This window comes from Streptomyces sparsogenes (genome assembly GCF_001704635.1).
Taxonomy (GTDB): domain Bacteria; phylum Actinomycetota; class Actinomycetes; order Streptomycetales; family Streptomycetaceae; genus Streptomyces; species Streptomyces sparsogenes.
Genome location: NZ_MAXF01000132.1, coordinates 41,247 through 56,798, shown reverse-complemented (window position 1 = coordinate 56,798; position 15,552 = coordinate 41,247). Strand labels below are relative to the sequence as shown.

Annotated in this window: 15 protein-coding genes and 1 pseudogene; 10 read left to right on the top strand and 6 right to left on the bottom strand. The window is 72.1% G+C overall.

Features of this window, described 5'->3' with window-relative positions; translation table 11 throughout:
* The first annotated feature begins 87 nt into the window (after positions 1-87).
* Positions 88-1,395: a transglycosylase family protein gene (locus tag BBH68_RS27830; RefSeq protein ID WP_065966453.1), complete on the top strand. Its 1,308-nt coding sequence runs from the start codon at positions 88-90 to the stop codon at positions 1,393-1,395.
* A gap of 97 nt (positions 1,396-1,492) precedes the next feature.
* On the opposite strand, the gene BBH68_RS27825 is transcribed toward BBH68_RS27830, so the two are convergent.
* Together BBH68_RS27825 and BBH68_RS27820 are read right to left on the bottom strand one after the other, a co-directional pair.
* On the bottom strand, positions 1,493-1,762 hold the full coding sequence (locus BBH68_RS27825; RefSeq protein WP_065966461.1) for a dsRBD fold-containing protein: 270 nt from the start codon (positions 1,760-1,762) through the stop codon (positions 1,493-1,495).
* Between the two features lie 44 nt (positions 1,763-1,806).
* A pseudogene (locus BBH68_RS27820) lies at positions 1,807-2,445 on the bottom strand (phosphoribosyltransferase); the annotation flags it as partial.
* Between the two features lie 163 nt (positions 2,446-2,608).
* Here BBH68_RS27820 and BBH68_RS27815 point away from each other — a divergent pair.
* A complete protein-coding gene (locus tag BBH68_RS27815) occupies positions 2,609-2,848 on the top strand; it encodes a hypothetical protein (protein ID WP_065966452.1) in 240 nt (79 codons plus the stop codon).
* Positions 2,845-3,603 carry a DUF72 domain-containing protein gene (locus tag BBH68_RS27810; protein WP_065966451.1) on the top strand — a complete coding sequence of 253 codons (759 nt, stop codon included), beginning with the start codon at positions 2,845-2,847 and terminating at the stop codon, positions 3,601-3,603. Before BBH68_RS27815 ends, BBH68_RS27810 begins: the two co-directional genes overlap by 4 nt.
* A gap of 15 nt (positions 3,604-3,618) precedes the next feature.
* Here BBH68_RS27810 and BBH68_RS27805 read toward each other — a convergent pair whose 3' ends face one another.
* From BBH68_RS27805 to BBH68_RS27790, 4 genes are read right to left on the bottom strand one after another with little or no spacing between them, the layout of a single operon-like run.
* Complete coding sequence (locus tag BBH68_RS27805) at positions 3,619-4,443, bottom strand: carbohydrate ABC transporter permease (protein WP_065966450.1); 825 nt, start codon at positions 4,441-4,443, stop codon at positions 3,619-3,621.
* Positions 4,440-5,348, bottom strand: coding sequence for a carbohydrate ABC transporter permease (locus BBH68_RS27800; RefSeq protein WP_065966449.1), 909 nt, complete (start codon positions 5,346-5,348; stop codon positions 4,440-4,442). Before BBH68_RS27800 ends, BBH68_RS27805 begins: the two co-directional genes overlap by 4 nt.
* Positions 5,345-6,778, bottom strand: a complete 1,434-nt coding sequence (locus BBH68_RS27795; RefSeq protein ID WP_174589102.1) for an extracellular solute-binding protein — start codon at positions 6,776-6,778, stop codon at positions 5,345-5,347. Before BBH68_RS27795 ends, BBH68_RS27800 begins: the two co-directional genes overlap by 4 nt.
* Before the next feature lie 41 nt (positions 6,779-6,819).
* Positions 6,820-7,950: a carbohydrate kinase family protein gene (locus tag BBH68_RS27790; protein ID WP_065966448.1), complete on the bottom strand. Its 1,131-nt coding sequence runs from the start codon at positions 7,948-7,950 to the stop codon at positions 6,820-6,822.
* A gap of 113 nt (positions 7,951-8,063) precedes the next feature.
* Between BBH68_RS27790 and BBH68_RS27785 the strand changes: the two genes are divergently transcribed.
* From BBH68_RS27785 to BBH68_RS27755, 7 genes are all read left to right on the top strand, one after another.
* Positions 8,064-8,825 (top strand): DeoR/GlpR family DNA-binding transcription regulator, encoded by a 762-nt coding sequence (locus BBH68_RS27785; protein ID WP_065966447.1) that lies wholly within the window; start codon positions 8,064-8,066, stop codon positions 8,823-8,825.
* The gene (locus BBH68_RS27780; protein WP_174589101.1) at positions 8,822-10,174 is read left to right on the top strand and encodes a 6-phospho-beta-glucosidase; all 1,353 of its coding nucleotides are present in this window, start codon (positions 8,822-8,824) and stop codon (positions 10,172-10,174) included. Before BBH68_RS27785 ends, BBH68_RS27780 begins: the two co-directional genes overlap by 4 nt.
* Positions 10,175-10,458: 284 nt before the next feature.
* Complete coding sequence (locus BBH68_RS27775) at positions 10,459-11,220, top strand: DeoR/GlpR family DNA-binding transcription regulator (protein ID WP_065966445.1); 762 nt, start codon at positions 10,459-10,461, stop codon at positions 11,218-11,220.
* Between the two features lie 62 nt (positions 11,221-11,282).
* Entirely contained in the window at positions 11,283-12,638 is a 1,356-nt protein-coding gene (locus tag BBH68_RS27770) for an ABC transporter substrate-binding protein (protein ID WP_065966444.1), read from the top strand.
* Positions 12,631-13,614, top strand: a complete 984-nt coding sequence (locus tag BBH68_RS27765; protein ID WP_065966443.1) for a carbohydrate ABC transporter permease — start codon at positions 12,631-12,633, stop codon at positions 13,612-13,614. The genes BBH68_RS27770 and BBH68_RS27765 overlap by 8 nt, the downstream gene beginning before the upstream one ends.
* Positions 13,611-14,507: a carbohydrate ABC transporter permease gene (locus BBH68_RS27760; RefSeq protein WP_065966442.1), complete on the top strand. Its 897-nt coding sequence runs from the start codon at positions 13,611-13,613 to the stop codon at positions 14,505-14,507. The genes BBH68_RS27765 and BBH68_RS27760 overlap by 4 nt, the downstream gene beginning before the upstream one ends.
* The gene (locus BBH68_RS27755; protein ID WP_065966441.1) at positions 14,504-15,493 is read left to right on the top strand and encodes a zinc-dependent alcohol dehydrogenase family protein; all 990 of its coding nucleotides are present in this window, start codon (positions 14,504-14,506) and stop codon (positions 15,491-15,493) included. The genes BBH68_RS27760 and BBH68_RS27755 overlap by 4 nt, the downstream gene beginning before the upstream one ends.
* Positions 15,494-15,552 lie beyond the last annotated feature (59 nt).

Genomic DNA, 15,552 nt, shown 5'->3' with positions numbered 1-15,552 from the left:
GGGCAGGGCACCGAGCAAGGCGCGGCCGGGCAACTCCCGCCCGAACCCGACAGCTCACCTCGCAGGCGTCAGGAGAGGATGAGCTCAATGGCTGCACGCGGACGTCACCGCAGGCCCCGGCCCCGCCGCGTCTCCCGCGCCTCCCTCGCGTTCACCGCGGGCGGCGCCGGCGTCGCGCTGCCCCTCATAGGCGTCGGCCAGGCGAACGCCGCCTCCGTCGACACCTGGGACAAGGTGGCGGAGTGCGAGTCCACCGACAACTGGAGCATCAACACGGGGAACGGCTACTACGGCGGCCTGCAGTTCTCCCAGTCCACCTGGGAGGCGTTCGGCGGGACGGCCTACGCGGCGCGGGCCGATCTGGCCACCAAGGCCCAGCAGATAGCCGTCGCCGAGAAGGTGCTCGACGCCCAGGGCCCCGGCGCCTGGCCGGTCTGCTCGGTCAAGGCGGGTCTGACCCGCGGCGGTCAGCCCGCGGACGTCTCCCCCGGCACCGCGGCCTCCAAGGCCGCGCCCAGGACCACCCCGAAGGCCGCCCCGAAGGCCACCGCCGCACCGAAGGCCGCCCCCAAGACCGGCACCGGGGCCGCCGACCGGGGCGCGGCCGCCGCGGGACGCTCCGGCTCCTCGTACACCGTGGTGAGCGGCGACACGCTGTCCCGGATCGCCGACGCGCGGGACGTGGACGGCGGCTGGCAGCGGCTCTACGACGCCAACCGCCGGGTCATCGGCGGCGACCCGGACCTGATCTACCCCGGCCAGAAGCTCACGCTCGACGCGAGCCGGGCCCCGGCCGGGCAGGCCCACCAGACCCGGCCGCGGGCCGGGCAGCCGGACCGGGCCGAACAGACCGAGCAGGCCGCGCAGCGGGCCAAGCAGGCGGAGCGGGCCGAGCAGCGGGCCGAGCAGGCGGCTCAGCAGCGGGCGGAGCAGGCGCGGAAGGCGCGCGAGCGGGCCGGGCAGTCGGGCTCGTCGGCGCACTCCTCGTCGTCCTTCACCACGCCGGTCGCCGGCCATGCCATCGGCACCGCCTGGGGCGTCCCGGGCAGCCACTGGTCAAGCGGCCACCACACCGGCGTGGACTTCCCCGTGGCCACCGGCACCCAGGTGCGGGCGGTGGGCTCGGCGGAGGTGGTGGCCGCGGGCTGGGGTGGCGCGTACGGCTACCAGGTGGTGCTCCGCCACCCCGACGGCATGTACACCCAGTACGCGCACCTGTCCTCGCTGTCCGTCCACGTCGGTCAGAAGGTGAGCGGCGGCCGGCAGATCGGCAGATCCGGGGCGACCGGCAACGTGACCGGCCCGCACGTCCACTTCGAGGTGCGCACCGGCCCCGACTACGGCTCGGACGTCAACCCGCTCGCCTATCTGCGGTCCAAGGGCGTCCAGATCTGAGGGTGTTCGAGGGACCCTCCGAGGGGCGTCTCCGAGGAGCGTCGCGTACGAACGGAACGGTGCTCTGCCGCGGCTGGATGGCCGCGGCAGGCCCGCCCTACATCACCAGATGTGCCTTCGCGTGCGTGACCTCCTCGATGTCGCCGCCCGCCTTCGAGATCAGCCGGTGAGCGAGGTTGTTCAGCGCCCGCGCCGCCGCGATCTCCTCGCCGACCCGCGGCTGTGCCGGGTCGTCGGGGTTCCGGTTCGCCCGGCCCTGAGCCAGCATCTCGGTCCCGTCGTGCATCCTCAGCCGGACGACCGCTTCGGTCAGCGGGCCGAGCTCACGGAATTCCATCTCGATGTCGCATCCCACGATCGTCTCCATCGCGGTCATCACCTCCTGCGTCACTTACCAGGATGCGCCTCACCTGGCATTCCGGGCGACCGGGACAGCAGGGCGACGACCTCCGCGTCGCTGGTCTGGGAGAAGTCCTCGTACCACTCGCCGACCGCCGAGAACTCCGCCGGGGTGGACAGGCACACCACGTCGTCCGCGTCCTGCCGCAGCGCCTCGGCGGCGTCCGGCGGCGCGACCGGGACGGCGAGGACCACCCGGGCGGCTCCCTGGGCCCGGGCGACCCGGCAGGCGGCCCGGGCCGTGGCGCCGGTGGCGATCCCGTCGTCCACGACGATCACCGTCCGGCCGCCGACCGCGACCCGCGGCCGGCCGCGCCGGAACCGCCGCGCCTGCCGGGTCAGCTCCTCCTGCTCGTCCCGCTCCACCTCCGCGAGCTCCTCCTCGCGCGCCCGGCTCATCCGCACGATCGCGTCGTGCACCACGCGCACCCCGCCCTCGCCGATGGCGCCGAAGCCCAGCTCGCGGTGGAAGGGGACGCCGAGCTTGCGCACGATGATCACGTCCAGGGGGGCCTCGAGCTCCCGCGCGACCTCGAAGCCCACCGGCACCCCGCCGCGCGGCAGCCCGAGCACCACCGGGTCCTCGTCGGCCAGCGGCCGCAGCCGTGCGGCCAGGCGCCGCCCGGCGTCCGCGCGGTCGACGAAGATCATGATCACCCCCAGCGCAGGAGACCGGACCGAAGAGCCGGCCGCCCGTCGCCTCGCCCGGCCCCCTTACGAATCAATCCGAGAATGCGCCGGTCCGCAAACCGGCGGGGACCCGGTCGGCCCCGCCGGCGCGCGCGAGCGGGCCGGGGCGGCCCACCCTGGAGCCATGGAGAACGCCACGGATCCGAGCGAGTCCGGCCATCTCGTCTTCGTGGACTCGTACGACGCGGACAGCAGATACCGGCGGGTCTGGCTGCGGGGGCTGGGCTGGGAGCCGATGGAGCGGGAGGAGTTCGAGCCGCGGGTGCGCCGGCTGTTCCCGGACATCGACCTGGACGACCCCGGGCAGGTCCACTGGGTCGACCGGCCCGGCCAGTGGCCGCCCTGGCACCCGGGCGAAGCATGACCGTCCTGGTCGGCACCTCGGGGTGGCAGTACAAGGACTGGCGCGAGGTCCTGTATCCGGCCGGCTGCCCGCAGCGGCTGTGGCTGGAGGAGTACGCCCGGGGCTTCGCCACGGTCGAGTCCAACAACGCCTTCTACCGGCTGCCCAGCCGCGAGCAGTTCGCCGCCTGGCGGGACCGCACCCCCGACGGGTTCGTGATGGCCCTCAAGGCCAGCCGCTTCCTCACCCACATCAAGCGGCTGCGCGACCCCGAGGAGCCGGTCGGGCGGCTGATGTCGCACGCCGAGGGCCTCGGGGACCGGCTGGGCCCGGTGCTGCTGCAGCTGCCGCCCACCCTGCGCGCCGACAGCGGGCTGCTGGACGCCGCCCTGGGCTGCTTCCCCTCCGGGACGCGGGTGGCCGTGGAGCCCCGCCACGACTCGTGGTGGACCGACGGGGTCCGGAAGGTGCTGGAGCGGCGCGGGGCGGCGCTGTGCTGGGCGGACGCCGGCTCCCGGCCGGTGACCCCGCTGTGGCGCACGGCCGGGTGGGGCTATGTGCGCTTCCACCACGGGCTGGCCCGCCCCGCGCCGCGCTACGGCCGCCAGGCGCTGGCCGCCTGGGCGCGCCGGGTGGCCGACGCGTGGCCGGAGGGCGCCGAGGTCTACGCGTACTTCAACAACGACCCGGGCGGCGCGGCCGTACGCGACGCGGTGGTCTTCGCCCGGGCCGTGGACCGGCTCGGCCGCCGGGTCAGCCGCACGCCCTCCCTGTGACCCTCCGCGCCACCCCTACTCCTTGACCGCGCCGCCGAGCATGCCCTCGATGAAGCGGCGCTGGAGGGCCACATAGACCACGACCACCGGGAGCGCGATGAGCACCGAGGCCGCCGCGAGCAGCGCCGCGTCGGAGCTGTGCTGCCCCTGGAAGAAGGCGAGTCCCAGCGGGACCGTGCGGTGCGCCTCGCCGCTGACCATGACCAGCGCCATCAGGAACTCGTTCCAGGTCCACATGAAGGTGATGACGACCATGGTGGAGATGGCCGGGCGGCCCATGGGGACCAGGACCCGCCACAGCGTGGTCCAGCTGTTCGCGCCGTCGATCCGGGCCGCCTCGATCACCGCCCGGGCGCTGCCCCGGAAGTAGGTCCGCATCCAGAAGACGCCGAAGGCGAGGGACTGCGCGGTCTGCGGCAGGATCAGCGCCCAGTAGGTGTCGGTGAGCTCGGCGTACCGCAGGTCGAAGTAGAGCGGTACGACCAGCGCCTCCTGGGGCAGCGTCAGGCCGATCACGAACAGGTAGAACAGCACCGTGGAGCCGGGGAAGCGCATCACCCCGAAGGCGTACGCGGCCAGGACGGCCAGCACGGTGGTGGCCGCCACCACGGCCGCGGTCACCAGGACCGAGTTGCCGAGGTAGGTGCCGAAGTGGCCGCGGTTCCAGGCGTCGGCGAAGTTGCTCCAGTGGAGTCCGCCCTCGGGCAGCGAGAAGCCGGTGTGCAGGGAGTTCTGCGAGCCGAAGGCGGTGGAGAGGATGCCGATGACCGGGGTGAGCGCGATGACGGAGAAGAGGGCGAGGATGCCGTAGGTGACAGTGCGTTCGAGGCGTGTGGTCATGACCGCCGCCCTTCCACGAGCCGGGAGACCGTGACGGTCAGGACGAAGATCAGGACGGTGAGGGCCACCCCCACGGCGGCCGCCGAGCCGACCTGGTTGGTCTCGAAGGCCCGGTGATAGACCTCGTAGGCGGGCACGGACGTGGTGTTTCCGGGGCCGCCGCTGGTGGTGATGTAGATGAGGTCGAAGTTGCGCAGCCCCGCCACGATGGTGAGGGTCAGCGCGACGGCGATCTGCGGCCGCAGTCCGGGCAGGGTGACGGAGAAGAACTCCCGCACCGGCCCGGCGCCGTCCATCCGGGCGGCCTCGTACAGCTCGCGCGGGATGCGCTGGGCGCCCGCCAGGAAGAGGACCATGCACAGCCCGGTGCCGACCCAGGTGCCGACCACGCCGACGGCGGGCAGGGCCCAGTCGTAGTCGCCGAGCCAGGGGCGGGCGAGCGAGCCGAGGCCGACCGCGCGGAGCACGTCGTTGAGCAGCCCGTCCGGGGCGAGGATCGAGCGCCAGGCGACGCCGACCACGACCAGCGCGAGGACCTGCGGCAGGAAGAGGACCGTGCGGAAGAAGGTCATGCCGCGGACCCGGGCGCGGGACAGCGCGGCGGCCAGCAGCAGGCCGATGGCCACCGGCAGGGCCGAGTAGAAGACGAGGAGCAGCAGCGCGTGGGCGAAGGGGGCGCGCAGCGCGGGGTCGGTGAACAGGTCGCGGTAGTTGTCGAAGCCCGCGGAGGTGGCGACGGTCAGGCCGTCCCAGTGCACGAACGACAGCCAGACCGCCTGCCCGAAGGGGTACAGCAGGAAGGCGGCGTACAGCAGGAGGGCGGGCAGGATGTAGAGGTAGCCGATGGCGCGCGGCTCGCCCGGCGCCCGCCGGCGCCCTCCCGCGGTGTTCAGGAGGCGCTTCATCGGGGCTCCGCCGGGGAGGGGGTGGCCGCCGCGTGGCGCTCGCGCTGTTTCCTCATGAAGGCGCCGTAGTCCTTCTGCAGGGTGGCGGCGAACGCCTCGGGCGAGGTCTTGCCGCTGATGACGCCCTGGAGCCCGGCGGTGATGGTGTCGAAGAAGGTGGGGGTGGAGTAGTCGAGGTAGGGGACCAGCCCGTCGGCGGCGCTCAGCCGCTTCCATCCGGCGATCATCTGGCCGTCCACGGTGTCCGGCTTGACCCGCTCGGCGGCCGCTCCGGGCACCGCGGGCAGCACGCCGTGGGCGGTCATGACGTCGGCGGCGTGTTCGTCGGTGATGAAGTCGAGGTAGGCGGCGGCGACTTCGGGGTGCTTGGAGCGGGAGGTGATGGACCAGGCGAGGCCCTGGCCGCCGGTGGTGACGGGGGCGGCGCCGGCCGAGGCCGGGGGTGGCGTCATCATGCCGAGCTTGTCGCCCATGGCCTTCTTCAGGTCGGCCAGCTGCCAGGTGCCGGTCAGCAGATAGCCGCCGTCGCCGGAGGAGAACTTCTTGGCGGCGTCGTCGTAGCCGAGTCCGTTGGCGCCCTTGGGGAGGTAGCCGCGCTTGGTCCAGTCGGCGAGGGTGGCCGCCGCGTCCTTGGTGGCGGCGGTGTCGAAGCCCGGGCCGCGGCCGAGGACGGTGTCGCGGGCCTCGGCGCCGGCGAGCTGGTCCTGCAGCACGCCGAAGGTGTGGATGGCCGGGTACTTGTCGAGGTTTCCGAACTGGATGGGCTGCTGGCCGCGGTCCTTGAGGCGGGCGAGGCTCTCGGTGAACTCGCCCCAGGTCCTGGGCGGCTGGACCCCGGCCTTCGCCAGCACGTCCTTGTTGTAGTAGAGGCCGATGTACTCACCGGTCTGGGATATGCCGTACAGCCGGCCGGTGCCGAAGTCGGTGCCGTCGGCGGAGACCCGGTTGAGGTTGAGCAGGGTGTTGGGGTAGCGGGTGTTCCAGGCGTAGATGCCGGCGTAGTCGTCGAGCGGGGCGAGCAGCCCGGCCCGGACGAAGGACACCATGTCCGGGTAGCCCTGGTTGGCCTGGATGACATCGGGCGGGTTGTTGCCGGAGACGGCGAGCTTCAGGGTGGTCTTGAGGTCGTTGAAGCTGCGCGCCACCCGCTTGATGGTCACATTGGGGTACTTGCGGTGGAACTCCTTGTTGAGCTGCTCCAGTTCCCCGTTGGTGCCGCCCCGGATCTCCTGGTCCCAGACCGTGAGGGTGACCTTCCCCGCCTTGGCCGGGTCCGGTACGGCGGTGGCGGGGCCGCCGCCGGGGCCGTAGGCCATCGAGCCGTCGGTGCCGGGCACACAGGCCGTGGCCAGCAGGGCGAGCCCGGCGGCGAGCAGGGCGGGCACGGCTCGGCGGCGTATGCCGCGCGAGCCGGTACGGGGACGTCCCATCAAGGTCTCCTTCAGGCGTATCGGTGGACTCGCGGGCATCGTCACACGCCCCGGAAGCCGATGGTGGGCAGCGCCCGCAGGCGCGGCCACTCGCGCACCCCGGCCGGAATCAGCTCGTCCAGGAACCGGTAGCGGCGTACGAGTTCGCCGCAGTCCGCGCCGTCCTCGGCCTGTCGCGCGGTCAGCGCCCACCAGGCCGCCACCTCCGCCCAGCCGGGGGCGGCCAGCGAGCCGCCGAAGTGCTGGACCGAGAGGGCGGCGGTGAGGTTGGCGAAGGCCAGCCGGTCGGCGAGCGGCCAGCCCGCGAGGGTGCCGGTCATGAAGCCCGCGACGAAGACGTCCCCGGCTCCGGTCGGGTCGAGGGCGGCCACGTGCAGCCCGGGCACCTCGGCGCTCTCCCCGGTGAGCGAGTCGATGGCCACGGCGCCCTCGGCGCCCTTGGTGACCACCGCGATGGGCACCAGGTCGGCCAGCGCGCGCACGGCCTGCTCGGGGGTGTCGGTGCGGGTGTAGCGCTGGGCCTCGGCCGCGTTGGGCAGGAAGGCGTGGGCGTGGGCGAGGTCGGGCAGCGCGGCGAGGTCCCAGCGGCCGGAGTCGTCCCAGCCGACGTCGGCGAAGACGTGGCTGCCCTGCGTGTGGGCCCGGCGCACCCAGTCGTCCTGCCGGCCCGGCTCGAAGGAGGCCACGCAGGCGCGGGCGGGCGGCGGGGCGGCGGGGCCGGCGGGCGGCGGGGCCGGGTGCTCGTGGGTCACCATGGTGCGCTCGCCGTCGTAGGCCATGGAGACGGTGACCGGTGAGTGCCAGCCGGGCAGGCGCCGGGAGTGGCTGAGGTCGACGCCCTCGCCGGTGGCCAGGGACTCCCAGCAGTAGTCGCCGTACACGTCGGCGCCGAAGGCCGCGGCGAGGGTGGTGTGGAGGCCCAGGCGGGCGAGGGCGGTGGCCATGTTGGCGATGCCGCCGGGGCTCGAGCCCATGCCGCGGGCCCAGGTCTCGGTGCCGCGCACGGGGGCGTGGTCGAGGCCGGTGAAGATGATGTCGAGGAACACCGTGCCGGTGAGATAGACGTCGTGCTGGGGGTCTCCGGGGGCTCGCAGGGCGGCCAGCGGGTCTATGGAATCTGCGGTTCCGGCAGTGCTCACCGGCGCGCCCTTCCTGTGCTTCGTGCTGTTCATGTCGATCTGTTCAGGTCGATCTGCGTGAGCGAAACCTTGCATGGCCCGGGCGCCGATTGCAAGAGGTCGGTCACACTCGCGCAAACCCGCTCACGTGGAGTAGGTTTGCCGCCATGTTGCGAGAGACCCGGCACGAGAAGCTGCTGAGCATCCTCGGCGAGGAGGGCGTGCTGCCCATCGGGGAGATCGCCAAGAGGCTCGGGGTCAGCGAGGCCACCGCCCGCCGGGACCTGACCGAGCTGGGCCGCGCCGGCCGGCTCACCCGGGTCTACGGGGGCGCGGTGGCCACCTCGCGCCCGGACGACGAGCGGCCCTTCAGCGAGGTGGAGGTGGACGACCTCGCCGACAAGACGGCCGTCGCCCGCCGGGCCGCCCGGCTGGTCGCCGACGGGGACGTGGTGCTGCTGGACATCGGCACCACCACGCTCCAGCTCGCCAAGCTGCTGCGGGGCCGCCCGGTCACCGTCGTCACCAGCAATCTCGCCGTCTACGAGGAGCTGCGCGACGACCCCGAGGTGACCTTGATCCTGCTGGGCGGGCAGGTGCGCAGCAACTACCGGTCCATGGTCGGCTTCCTCACCGAGTCCAACATCCGCCAGCTGCACGTCGGCCGGCTCTTCCTCGGCGCCAGCGGGGTGCTGCCCGACGGGAGCGTGCTGGACAGCACGCATGTGGAGGTGCCGGTCAAGCGCGCCATGCTCGCCTCGACCCGCGAGGTGGTGCTGCTGGTCACCGCCCGGAAGTTCCCCGGCGACACCGGGCTGGCCCGGATCTGCGGGCCGCAGCAGATCGACACCCTGATCACCAACAAGACATCAGACCCGGCGACCCTCGAGGTGTTCCGCGAGGCCGGTGTGGAGGTAGTGACCGTATGAGGCTGACTGTGCTGGGCGGCGGCGGATTCCGTATGCCGCTGGTGTACCGGGCCCTGCTGGAGGACACCGGGGACGACGCCGGGCGCTGCACCGAGCTGGTCCTGTTCGACACCGACCGCGGCCGGCTGGACGCGATCGGCGCGGTGCTGGCCGAGCAGGCCGCGGGGCGCCCCACCGCCCCCGCCGTGCGGGCCACCACCGACCTCGACGAGGCGCTGCGCGGCGCCGACTTCGTCTTCTCCGCCATCCGCGTCGGCGGCCTGGCGGGCCGGGCCCGCGACGAGCGCGTACCGCTGGCCGAGGGCGTCCTCGGCCAGGAGACCGTCGGCGCGGGCGGGGTGCTGTACGGGCTGCGCACCCTGCCGGTGGCCCTGGAGATCGCCGAGCGGATCGCCGCCGTGGCCCCCGACGCCTGGGTCATCAACTTCACCAACCCGGCCGGGATGGTCACCGAGGCCATGCAGCGGGTGCTCGGCGACCGGGTGATCGGCATCTGCGACTCCCCGGTCGGGCTGTGCCGCCGCGCCGCGCGGGCGCTGGGTGCCGACCCGGGCCGGGCCGCTTACGACTACGTGGGCCTCAACCACCTCGGCTGGCTGCGCGGGGTGATCGTGGACGGACGGGACCGGCTGCCCGAGCTGCTGGACGACGCCACGGCCCTGGAGTCCTTCGAGGAGGGCAAGCTCTTCGGGGCGCGGTGGCTGCGGGCGCTGGGCGCCCTGCCCAACGAGTATCTGCACTACTACTACTTCAACCGGGAAGCGGTGACCTCCATCCGCAGCGCCCCCGCCACCCGCGGCGAGTTCCTCCGCGACCAGCAGGCCGGCTTCTACGAGCGGGCCGCGGCGGCGGGGCGGTCCGGCGGGACCGGGGCGCTGGAGCTGTGGGAGCGGACCCGCCTGGAGCGCGAGGCCACGTACATGGCCGAGAGCCGGGAGGCCAGCGGCGGCTGGCAGCGCGACTCCTGCGACCTGGACGGCGGCGGCTACGACCGGATCGCGCTGGCCATCATGCGCGCCATCGCCCGCGACGAGCGCGCCACGCTGATCCTCAACGTCCGCAACCGCACCGCGGTCCCCGGACTGGACGCGGACGCCGTGGTGGAGGTGCCCTGCCTGGTCGACGCCGGCGGCGCCCGGCCACTGGCCGCCGGGGCGGTGGCGCCGGACCAGCTCGGGCTGATGCTCTCGCTCAAGGCCGTGGAGCGCGCCACGATCGCGGCGGCGACCAGCCGCGGCCCCGCCGCCCGCGCCCAGGCGCTGCGCGCCCTCGCCCTCCACCCCCTGGTCGACTCGGTCAACGTCGCCGACCGCATCCTCGACGCCTCGGGAGCGCTCCCCACCCCATAGCACATGCCCGAACGGGCTTTCCCCAGTCTTCCAGAGACTCCGAACGCGCCCGGTCGGGCGCCGTTCGTGCCCTCTTCACAGAAACGGGCGACGAACGGGCCCGACGGGCGCGCATTCGGTCATCCCCGTACTTCGCCGATCCTCGTCGCAGCCCCGTCGACCAGGCACGACGACGCCCCCGCTCCGGGCGCATCCGGGCACGATCCACCCGGTGCCGGCCCTGGCTTCCCCGTTGCGGGTTTGTAAAACTGCCACGCAAGACAGCAGCAGGCAGGAGGTGCGGTGTGGACGCGGAGGAACGCCGTCGGGAGATCCTCGACGCGGCCCGGCGCGCGGGGTCCGTGGACGTCGGCAAGCTCGCCGCGGACCTCGGGGTCTCCAAGGAGACCGTGCGGCGCGACCTGCGGGTGCTCGAGGACCACGGACTGGTGCGGCGTACCCACGGCGGCGCCTACCCGGTGGAGAGCGCCGGCTTCGAGACCACCCTCGCCTTCCGCACCACCATGCACGTCCCGGAGAAGTCCCGCATCGCCGCGGCCGCCGCCGAGCTGCTCGGCGACGCCGAGACGGTGTTCATCGACGAGGGCTTCACCCCCCAGCTGATCGCGGAGGCCCTGCCCCGCGACCGTCCGCTGACCGTGATCACCGCCTCGCTGGCGGCCGCCGGCGGCCTGGCCACCCGAGAGAACACCACCGTGCTGCTCCTGGGCGGCCGGGTCCGCGGCGGCACCATGGCCACCGTCGACCACTGGGCCACCCATATGCTCTCGGGCTTCGTCATAGACCTGGCGTTCATCGGCGCCAACGGCATATCCCGCCAGTACGGGCTCACCACGCCCGACCCGGCGGTCAGCGAGGTCAAGGCGCGGGTGGTCAAGGTGTCCCGGCGGAAGGTGTTCTCCGGGGTGCACAACAAGTTCGGGGCTGTCAGCTTCTGCCGGTTCGCCGATGTGTCGGACTTCGAGACCATCGTGACGGACACCGGGCTCCCGCTGACCGAGGCCAATCGCTACTCGCTGCTCGGCCCGCAGATCATCCGCGTCTGAGGCCCCCTCTTCCCTTCTCGCTCCACCCCGGTTTCCCGACTGTTCCTCCGATTGGACCCGTGATGCCCACCCTGACACTTCGTGCTGCCCGGATACCGGTCGTGGCCCTGGCCGCGGGGGCGCTCCTCGCCGGGTGCGCCGGTATGGGGGGCGGTGGTTCCGGCGGCAAGACCATCAACGTGCTGATGGTCAACAACCCGCAGATGATGGATCTGCAGAAGCTCACCGCCAAGCACTTCACCAAGGAAACGGGCATCCGGGTCAACTTCACGGTGCTGCCCGAGAACGATGTCCGCGACAAGATCAGCCAGGACTTCTCCAACCAGGCCGGGCAGTACGACGTCGCCACCATCAGCAACTTCGAGGTGCCCTTCTACGCCAAGAACGGCTGGCTGCTGCCGCTGGACGACCATGTCGCCGACGACCGGGCCTTCGACCAGAAGGACATCCTGCCCTCGATGCGGGAGTCGCTGACCGCCGACGACGGCAAGCTGTACGCCGAGCCCTTCTACGGCGAGTCGTCCTTCCTGATGTACCGCAAGGACGTCTTCGCCGAGAAACACCTCACCATGCCCAAGCGTCCCACCTGGCGCCAGGTCGCCGAACTCGCGGCCGAGGTGGACGGCGCCCGCAAGGGGATGCGGGGGATCTGTCTGCGCGGGCTGCCCGGCTGGGGCGAGCTGATGGCGCCGCTCACCACGGTGGTCAACACCTTCGGCGGCACCTGGTTCACCAAGGACTGGAAGGCGCGACTCACCTCCCCCGAGTTCACCGAGGCCACGAACTTCTACGTGGACCTGGTGCGGAAGCACGGCGAGTCCGGCGCGGCCCAGTCGGGCTTCGCCGAGTGCCTCAACAACCTCACCCAGGGCAAGACCGCCATGTGGTACGACGCCACCTCCGCCGCCGGCTCGCTGGAGAGCGCCAAGTCCCCCGTACGGGGCAAGATCGGCTACGTCCAGGCGCCGGTGGAGAAGACCAAGAGCTCCGGCTGGCTCTACACCTGGGCGTGGGGGGTGCAGAAGGCGTCCCGCAACACCGACAACGCGTGGAAGTTCGTCTCCTGGGCCTCCAGCAAGGAGTACGAGGAGCTGGTCGGCCGGACGCTGGGCTGGTCCAACGTGCCCGCGGGCAAACGGGCCTCCACCTACGCCAACCCGGAGTACCGCAAGGCCGCCGGCACCTTCTCCGAGGTCACCCGCCGCTCCATCACCAGTGCCGATCCACGCGACCCGGGGGTGCAGCCGCGGCCGACCATCGGCATCCAGTTCGTCGACATCCCGGAGTTCTCCGACCTCGGGACCAAGGTCGCCCAGGAGATCAGCGCCGCCATCGCCGGAAAGCAGTCCGTCGACTCGGCACTGGAGAAGTCGCAGAAGCTGGCCGAGAAGGTGGGCGAGGAGTACCAAGATGACTGATTCCGTGGCGACGACGCCCGTACGCAGCGGACCGCCCCCCGCCGTGGCCGCGCCCGCCCGACGCGCCCCGAAGAAGCCGGGGGCGGCCCGGGCCTGGGCCACGCGGGCACCCCTGATGCCCGCCCTGATCTTCCTCATCCTGGTCACCCAGCTGCCGTTCGTGGCGACCTTGGTGATCTCCCTCTTCGACTGGAACTCGCTCAAGCCCGACGAGCGGAAGTTCACCGGCCTGTCCAACTACACCTCGGTGGCGAGCGACGAGGCGCTGCGCGAGTCGATCGTCACCACCGTGCTGCTCACCGCCACCGTGGTCATCGTGAGCGTGGTCCTCGGCCTGCTGCTGGCCCTGCTGATGGACCGGAAGTTCCGCGGCCGGGGGCTGGTGCGCACCATGCTCATCGCCCCGTTCCTGCTGGTCCCCGTGGCGTCCGCGCTGCTGTGGAAACACGCGCTCTACAACCCGGAGTACGGGCTGTTCAACGGCGTGCTCAGCTGGCTGGGCGAGCTGTTCGGCGTGGACAGCCCGCCGCAGCCGGACTGGATCTCCGACATGCCGATGTTCGCGGTGGAGGCCTCGCTGGTGTGGCAGTGGACGCCGTTCATGATGCTGATCCTGCTGGCCGGGCTGCAGAGCCGCCCCCTGGACATGATCGAGGCGGCGCGGCTGGACGGGGCGGGCAACTGGCAGATCTTCCGCTTCCTGACCCTGCCGCACCTGCGGCGCTATCTGGAGCTGGGCACCCTGCTGGGGTCGATCTACATCGTGCAGAACTTCGACGCGGTGTTCACCATCACCCGCGGCGGCCTCGACACCGCCAACCTCCCGTACACCATCTACGAGACCTTCTACAACGCCCACGAGTACGGGAAGGCATCCGCCGCGGGCGTGCTGGTGGTGATCGGCACGATCGTCATCGCCACCTTCGCGCTGCGCGTGGTGTCGTCCCTGTTCCGTGAGGAGGTGTCCCGCGCATGACCTCCTTGACCACGCCGGCCGCGCCGACCGCCCCGGTGTCCGTGTCCGCCACCCCGCCGGGCGCCCGCCGGGCTCGCCGCCGCGGCGCCGCGCTGGGCCTGCTGGCCTGGCTGGTCGGCATCCTGTTCGTGCTGCCGGTCGTCTGGATGGCGCTGACCTCGTTCCACTCCGAGGCCGACGCCGCCACCAACCCGCCGTCCCTGACCGCCCCGCTCACCCTGGACGGCTACCGGGAGTTCTTCGGGGTGAACGGCGGGGCCGACCCCTGGCCGCCGCTGCTCAACTCGCTGGGCGCGAGCCTGTTCTCCACGGCCTTCGTGCTGGTGCTGGCCCTGCCGGCCGCGTACGCGCTGTCGATCCGGCGGGTGCGCAAGTGGACGGATGTGATGTTCTTCTTCCTGTCCACCAAGATGCTGCCGGTGGTGGCCGGGCTGCTGCCGGTGTACCTGTTCGCCAAGAACACCGGTTTCCTGGACAACATCTGGCTGCTGGTCATCCTCTACACCTCGATGAACCTGCCGATCGCGGTGTGGATGATGCAGTCCTTCCTCTCCGAGGTCCCGGTGGCCCTCATCGAGGCGGCCCAGATGGACGGGGCCAAGCTGCCGACCGTCCTGCTCCGGGTGGTGGCCCCGATCGCCGCCCCGGGCATCGCCGCCACCTCCCTGATCTGTTTCATCTTCAGCTGGAACGAGCTGCTGTTCGCCAATGTGCTCACCGGCGTGGTCGCGCAGACCGCACCGGCCTTCCTGACCGGCTTCGTCACCAGTCAGGGGCTGTTCCTGGCACAGGTGTGCGCGGCCTCGATGGTCATTTCCCTGCCGGTGCTGGCCGCCGGTTTCGCCGCCCAGGACAAGCTGGTCCAGGGCCTGTCGCTAGGAGCAGTCAAATGAGGGCCGCCGTCATCGAAGCCCCCGGCAAGGTCACCGTCACCACCGTCCCGGACCCGGCCCCCGGGCCGCGCGAGGTGGTGGTGGACGTGGCGGCCTGCGGGCTGTGCGGCACCGATCTGCACATCCTCCAGGGCGAGTTCGCCCCCACGCTGCCGATCGTCCCCGGACACGAGTTCGCCGGGGAGGTCGTCGGCGTCGGCAGCGAGGTCACCGAGGTGGCGGTGGGCGACAAGGTCGCCGTGGACCCCTCCCTCCACTGCCACGAGTGCCGCTACTGCCGCATCGGGCGGGGCAATCTGTGCGACCGGTGGAACGCCATCGGGGTCAGCGTGCCCGGCGGCGCCGCGGAGTTCGCCGTCGCGCCGGTGGCCAACTGCGTGCGGCTGCCGGAGCACGTGGACGTCGCGGACGCGGCGCTGATCGAACCGCTGTCCTGTGCGGTGCGCGGCTATGACGTACTGGGCAGCCGGCTGGGCAACGAGGTGCTGATCTACGGGTCGGGCACCATGGGCCTGATGATGCTGGAGCTGGCCAAGCGGACCGGGGCGGCGAGCGTCGACGTGCTGGACGTCAACCCCGAGCGGCTGGCCACCGCACAGCTGCTCGGCTGCAGCCGGGCCGCCGCCTCGGCCGACGAGCTGGACCAGCCGCGCGGCTGGGACGTGGTGATCGACGCGACGGGCAACCAGGCCGCGATCCAGGACGGGCTGGGCCGCGTCGCCAAGGCGGGCACGTTCCTGCAGTTCGGCGTCTCCGACTACGCCACCAAGGCGGTCATCGAGCCGTACAAGATCTACAACCAGGAGATCACGATCACCGGCTCCATGGCCGTGCTGCACAGCTATGAACGCGCGGCCGAGCTGTTCGCCACCGGGGTGCTCGACCCGAAGGTCTTCATCAGCGACCGGCTGCCGCTGGAGCAGTACCCGCAGGCGCTGGAGCGGTTCCGCTCGGGCATCGGCCGGAAGATCGTCGTCGAGCCCTGAGATCGGAATCGAACCCCGGGACCGGAACCACCCCCCGTACCGATGTGCGTGGTTGACGG

Excerpts from the sequence above, each read along its gene's own strand:
- BBH68_RS27830 (WP_065966453.1), top strand. The coding sequence starts at position 88 with ATGGCTGCACGCGGACGTCACCGCAGGCCCCGGCCCCGCCGCGTCTCC.
- BBH68_RS27825 (WP_065966461.1), bottom strand. The coding sequence starts at position 1,762 with ATGGAGACGATCGTGGGATGCGACATCGAGATGGAATTCCGTGAGCTC.
- BBH68_RS27815 (WP_065966452.1), top strand. The coding sequence starts at position 2,609 with ATGGAGAACGCCACGGATCCGAGCGAGTCCGGCCATCTCGTCTTCGTG.
- BBH68_RS27810 (WP_065966451.1), top strand. The coding sequence starts at position 2,845 with ATGACCGTCCTGGTCGGCACCTCGGGGTGGCAGTACAAGGACTGGCGC.
- BBH68_RS27805 (WP_065966450.1), bottom strand. The coding sequence starts at position 4,443 with ATGACCACACGCCTCGAACGCACTGTCACCTACGGCATCCTCGCCCTC.
- BBH68_RS27800 (WP_065966449.1), bottom strand. The coding sequence starts at position 5,348 with ATGAAGCGCCTCCTGAACACCGCGGGAGGGCGCCGGCGGGCGCCGGGC.
- BBH68_RS27795 (WP_174589102.1), bottom strand. The coding sequence starts at position 6,778 with ATGGGACGTCCCCGTACCGGCTCGCGCGGCATACGCCGCCGAGCCGTG.
- BBH68_RS27790 (WP_065966448.1), bottom strand. The coding sequence starts at position 7,950 with ATGAACAGCACGAAGCACAGGAAGGGCGCGCCGGTGAGCACTGCCGGA.
- BBH68_RS27785 (WP_065966447.1), top strand. The coding sequence starts at position 8,064 with ATGTTGCGAGAGACCCGGCACGAGAAGCTGCTGAGCATCCTCGGCGAG.
- BBH68_RS27780 (WP_174589101.1), top strand. The coding sequence starts at position 8,822 with ATGAGGCTGACTGTGCTGGGCGGCGGCGGATTCCGTATGCCGCTGGTG.
- BBH68_RS27770 (WP_065966444.1), top strand. The coding sequence starts at position 11,283 with ATGCCCACCCTGACACTTCGTGCTGCCCGGATACCGGTCGTGGCCCTG.
- BBH68_RS27765 (WP_065966443.1), top strand. The coding sequence starts at position 12,631 with ATGACTGATTCCGTGGCGACGACGCCCGTACGCAGCGGACCGCCCCCC.
- BBH68_RS27760 (WP_065966442.1), top strand. The coding sequence starts at position 13,611 with ATGACCTCCTTGACCACGCCGGCCGCGCCGACCGCCCCGGTGTCCGTG.
- BBH68_RS27755 (WP_065966441.1), top strand. The coding sequence starts at position 14,504 with ATGAGGGCCGCCGTCATCGAAGCCCCCGGCAAGGTCACCGTCACCACC.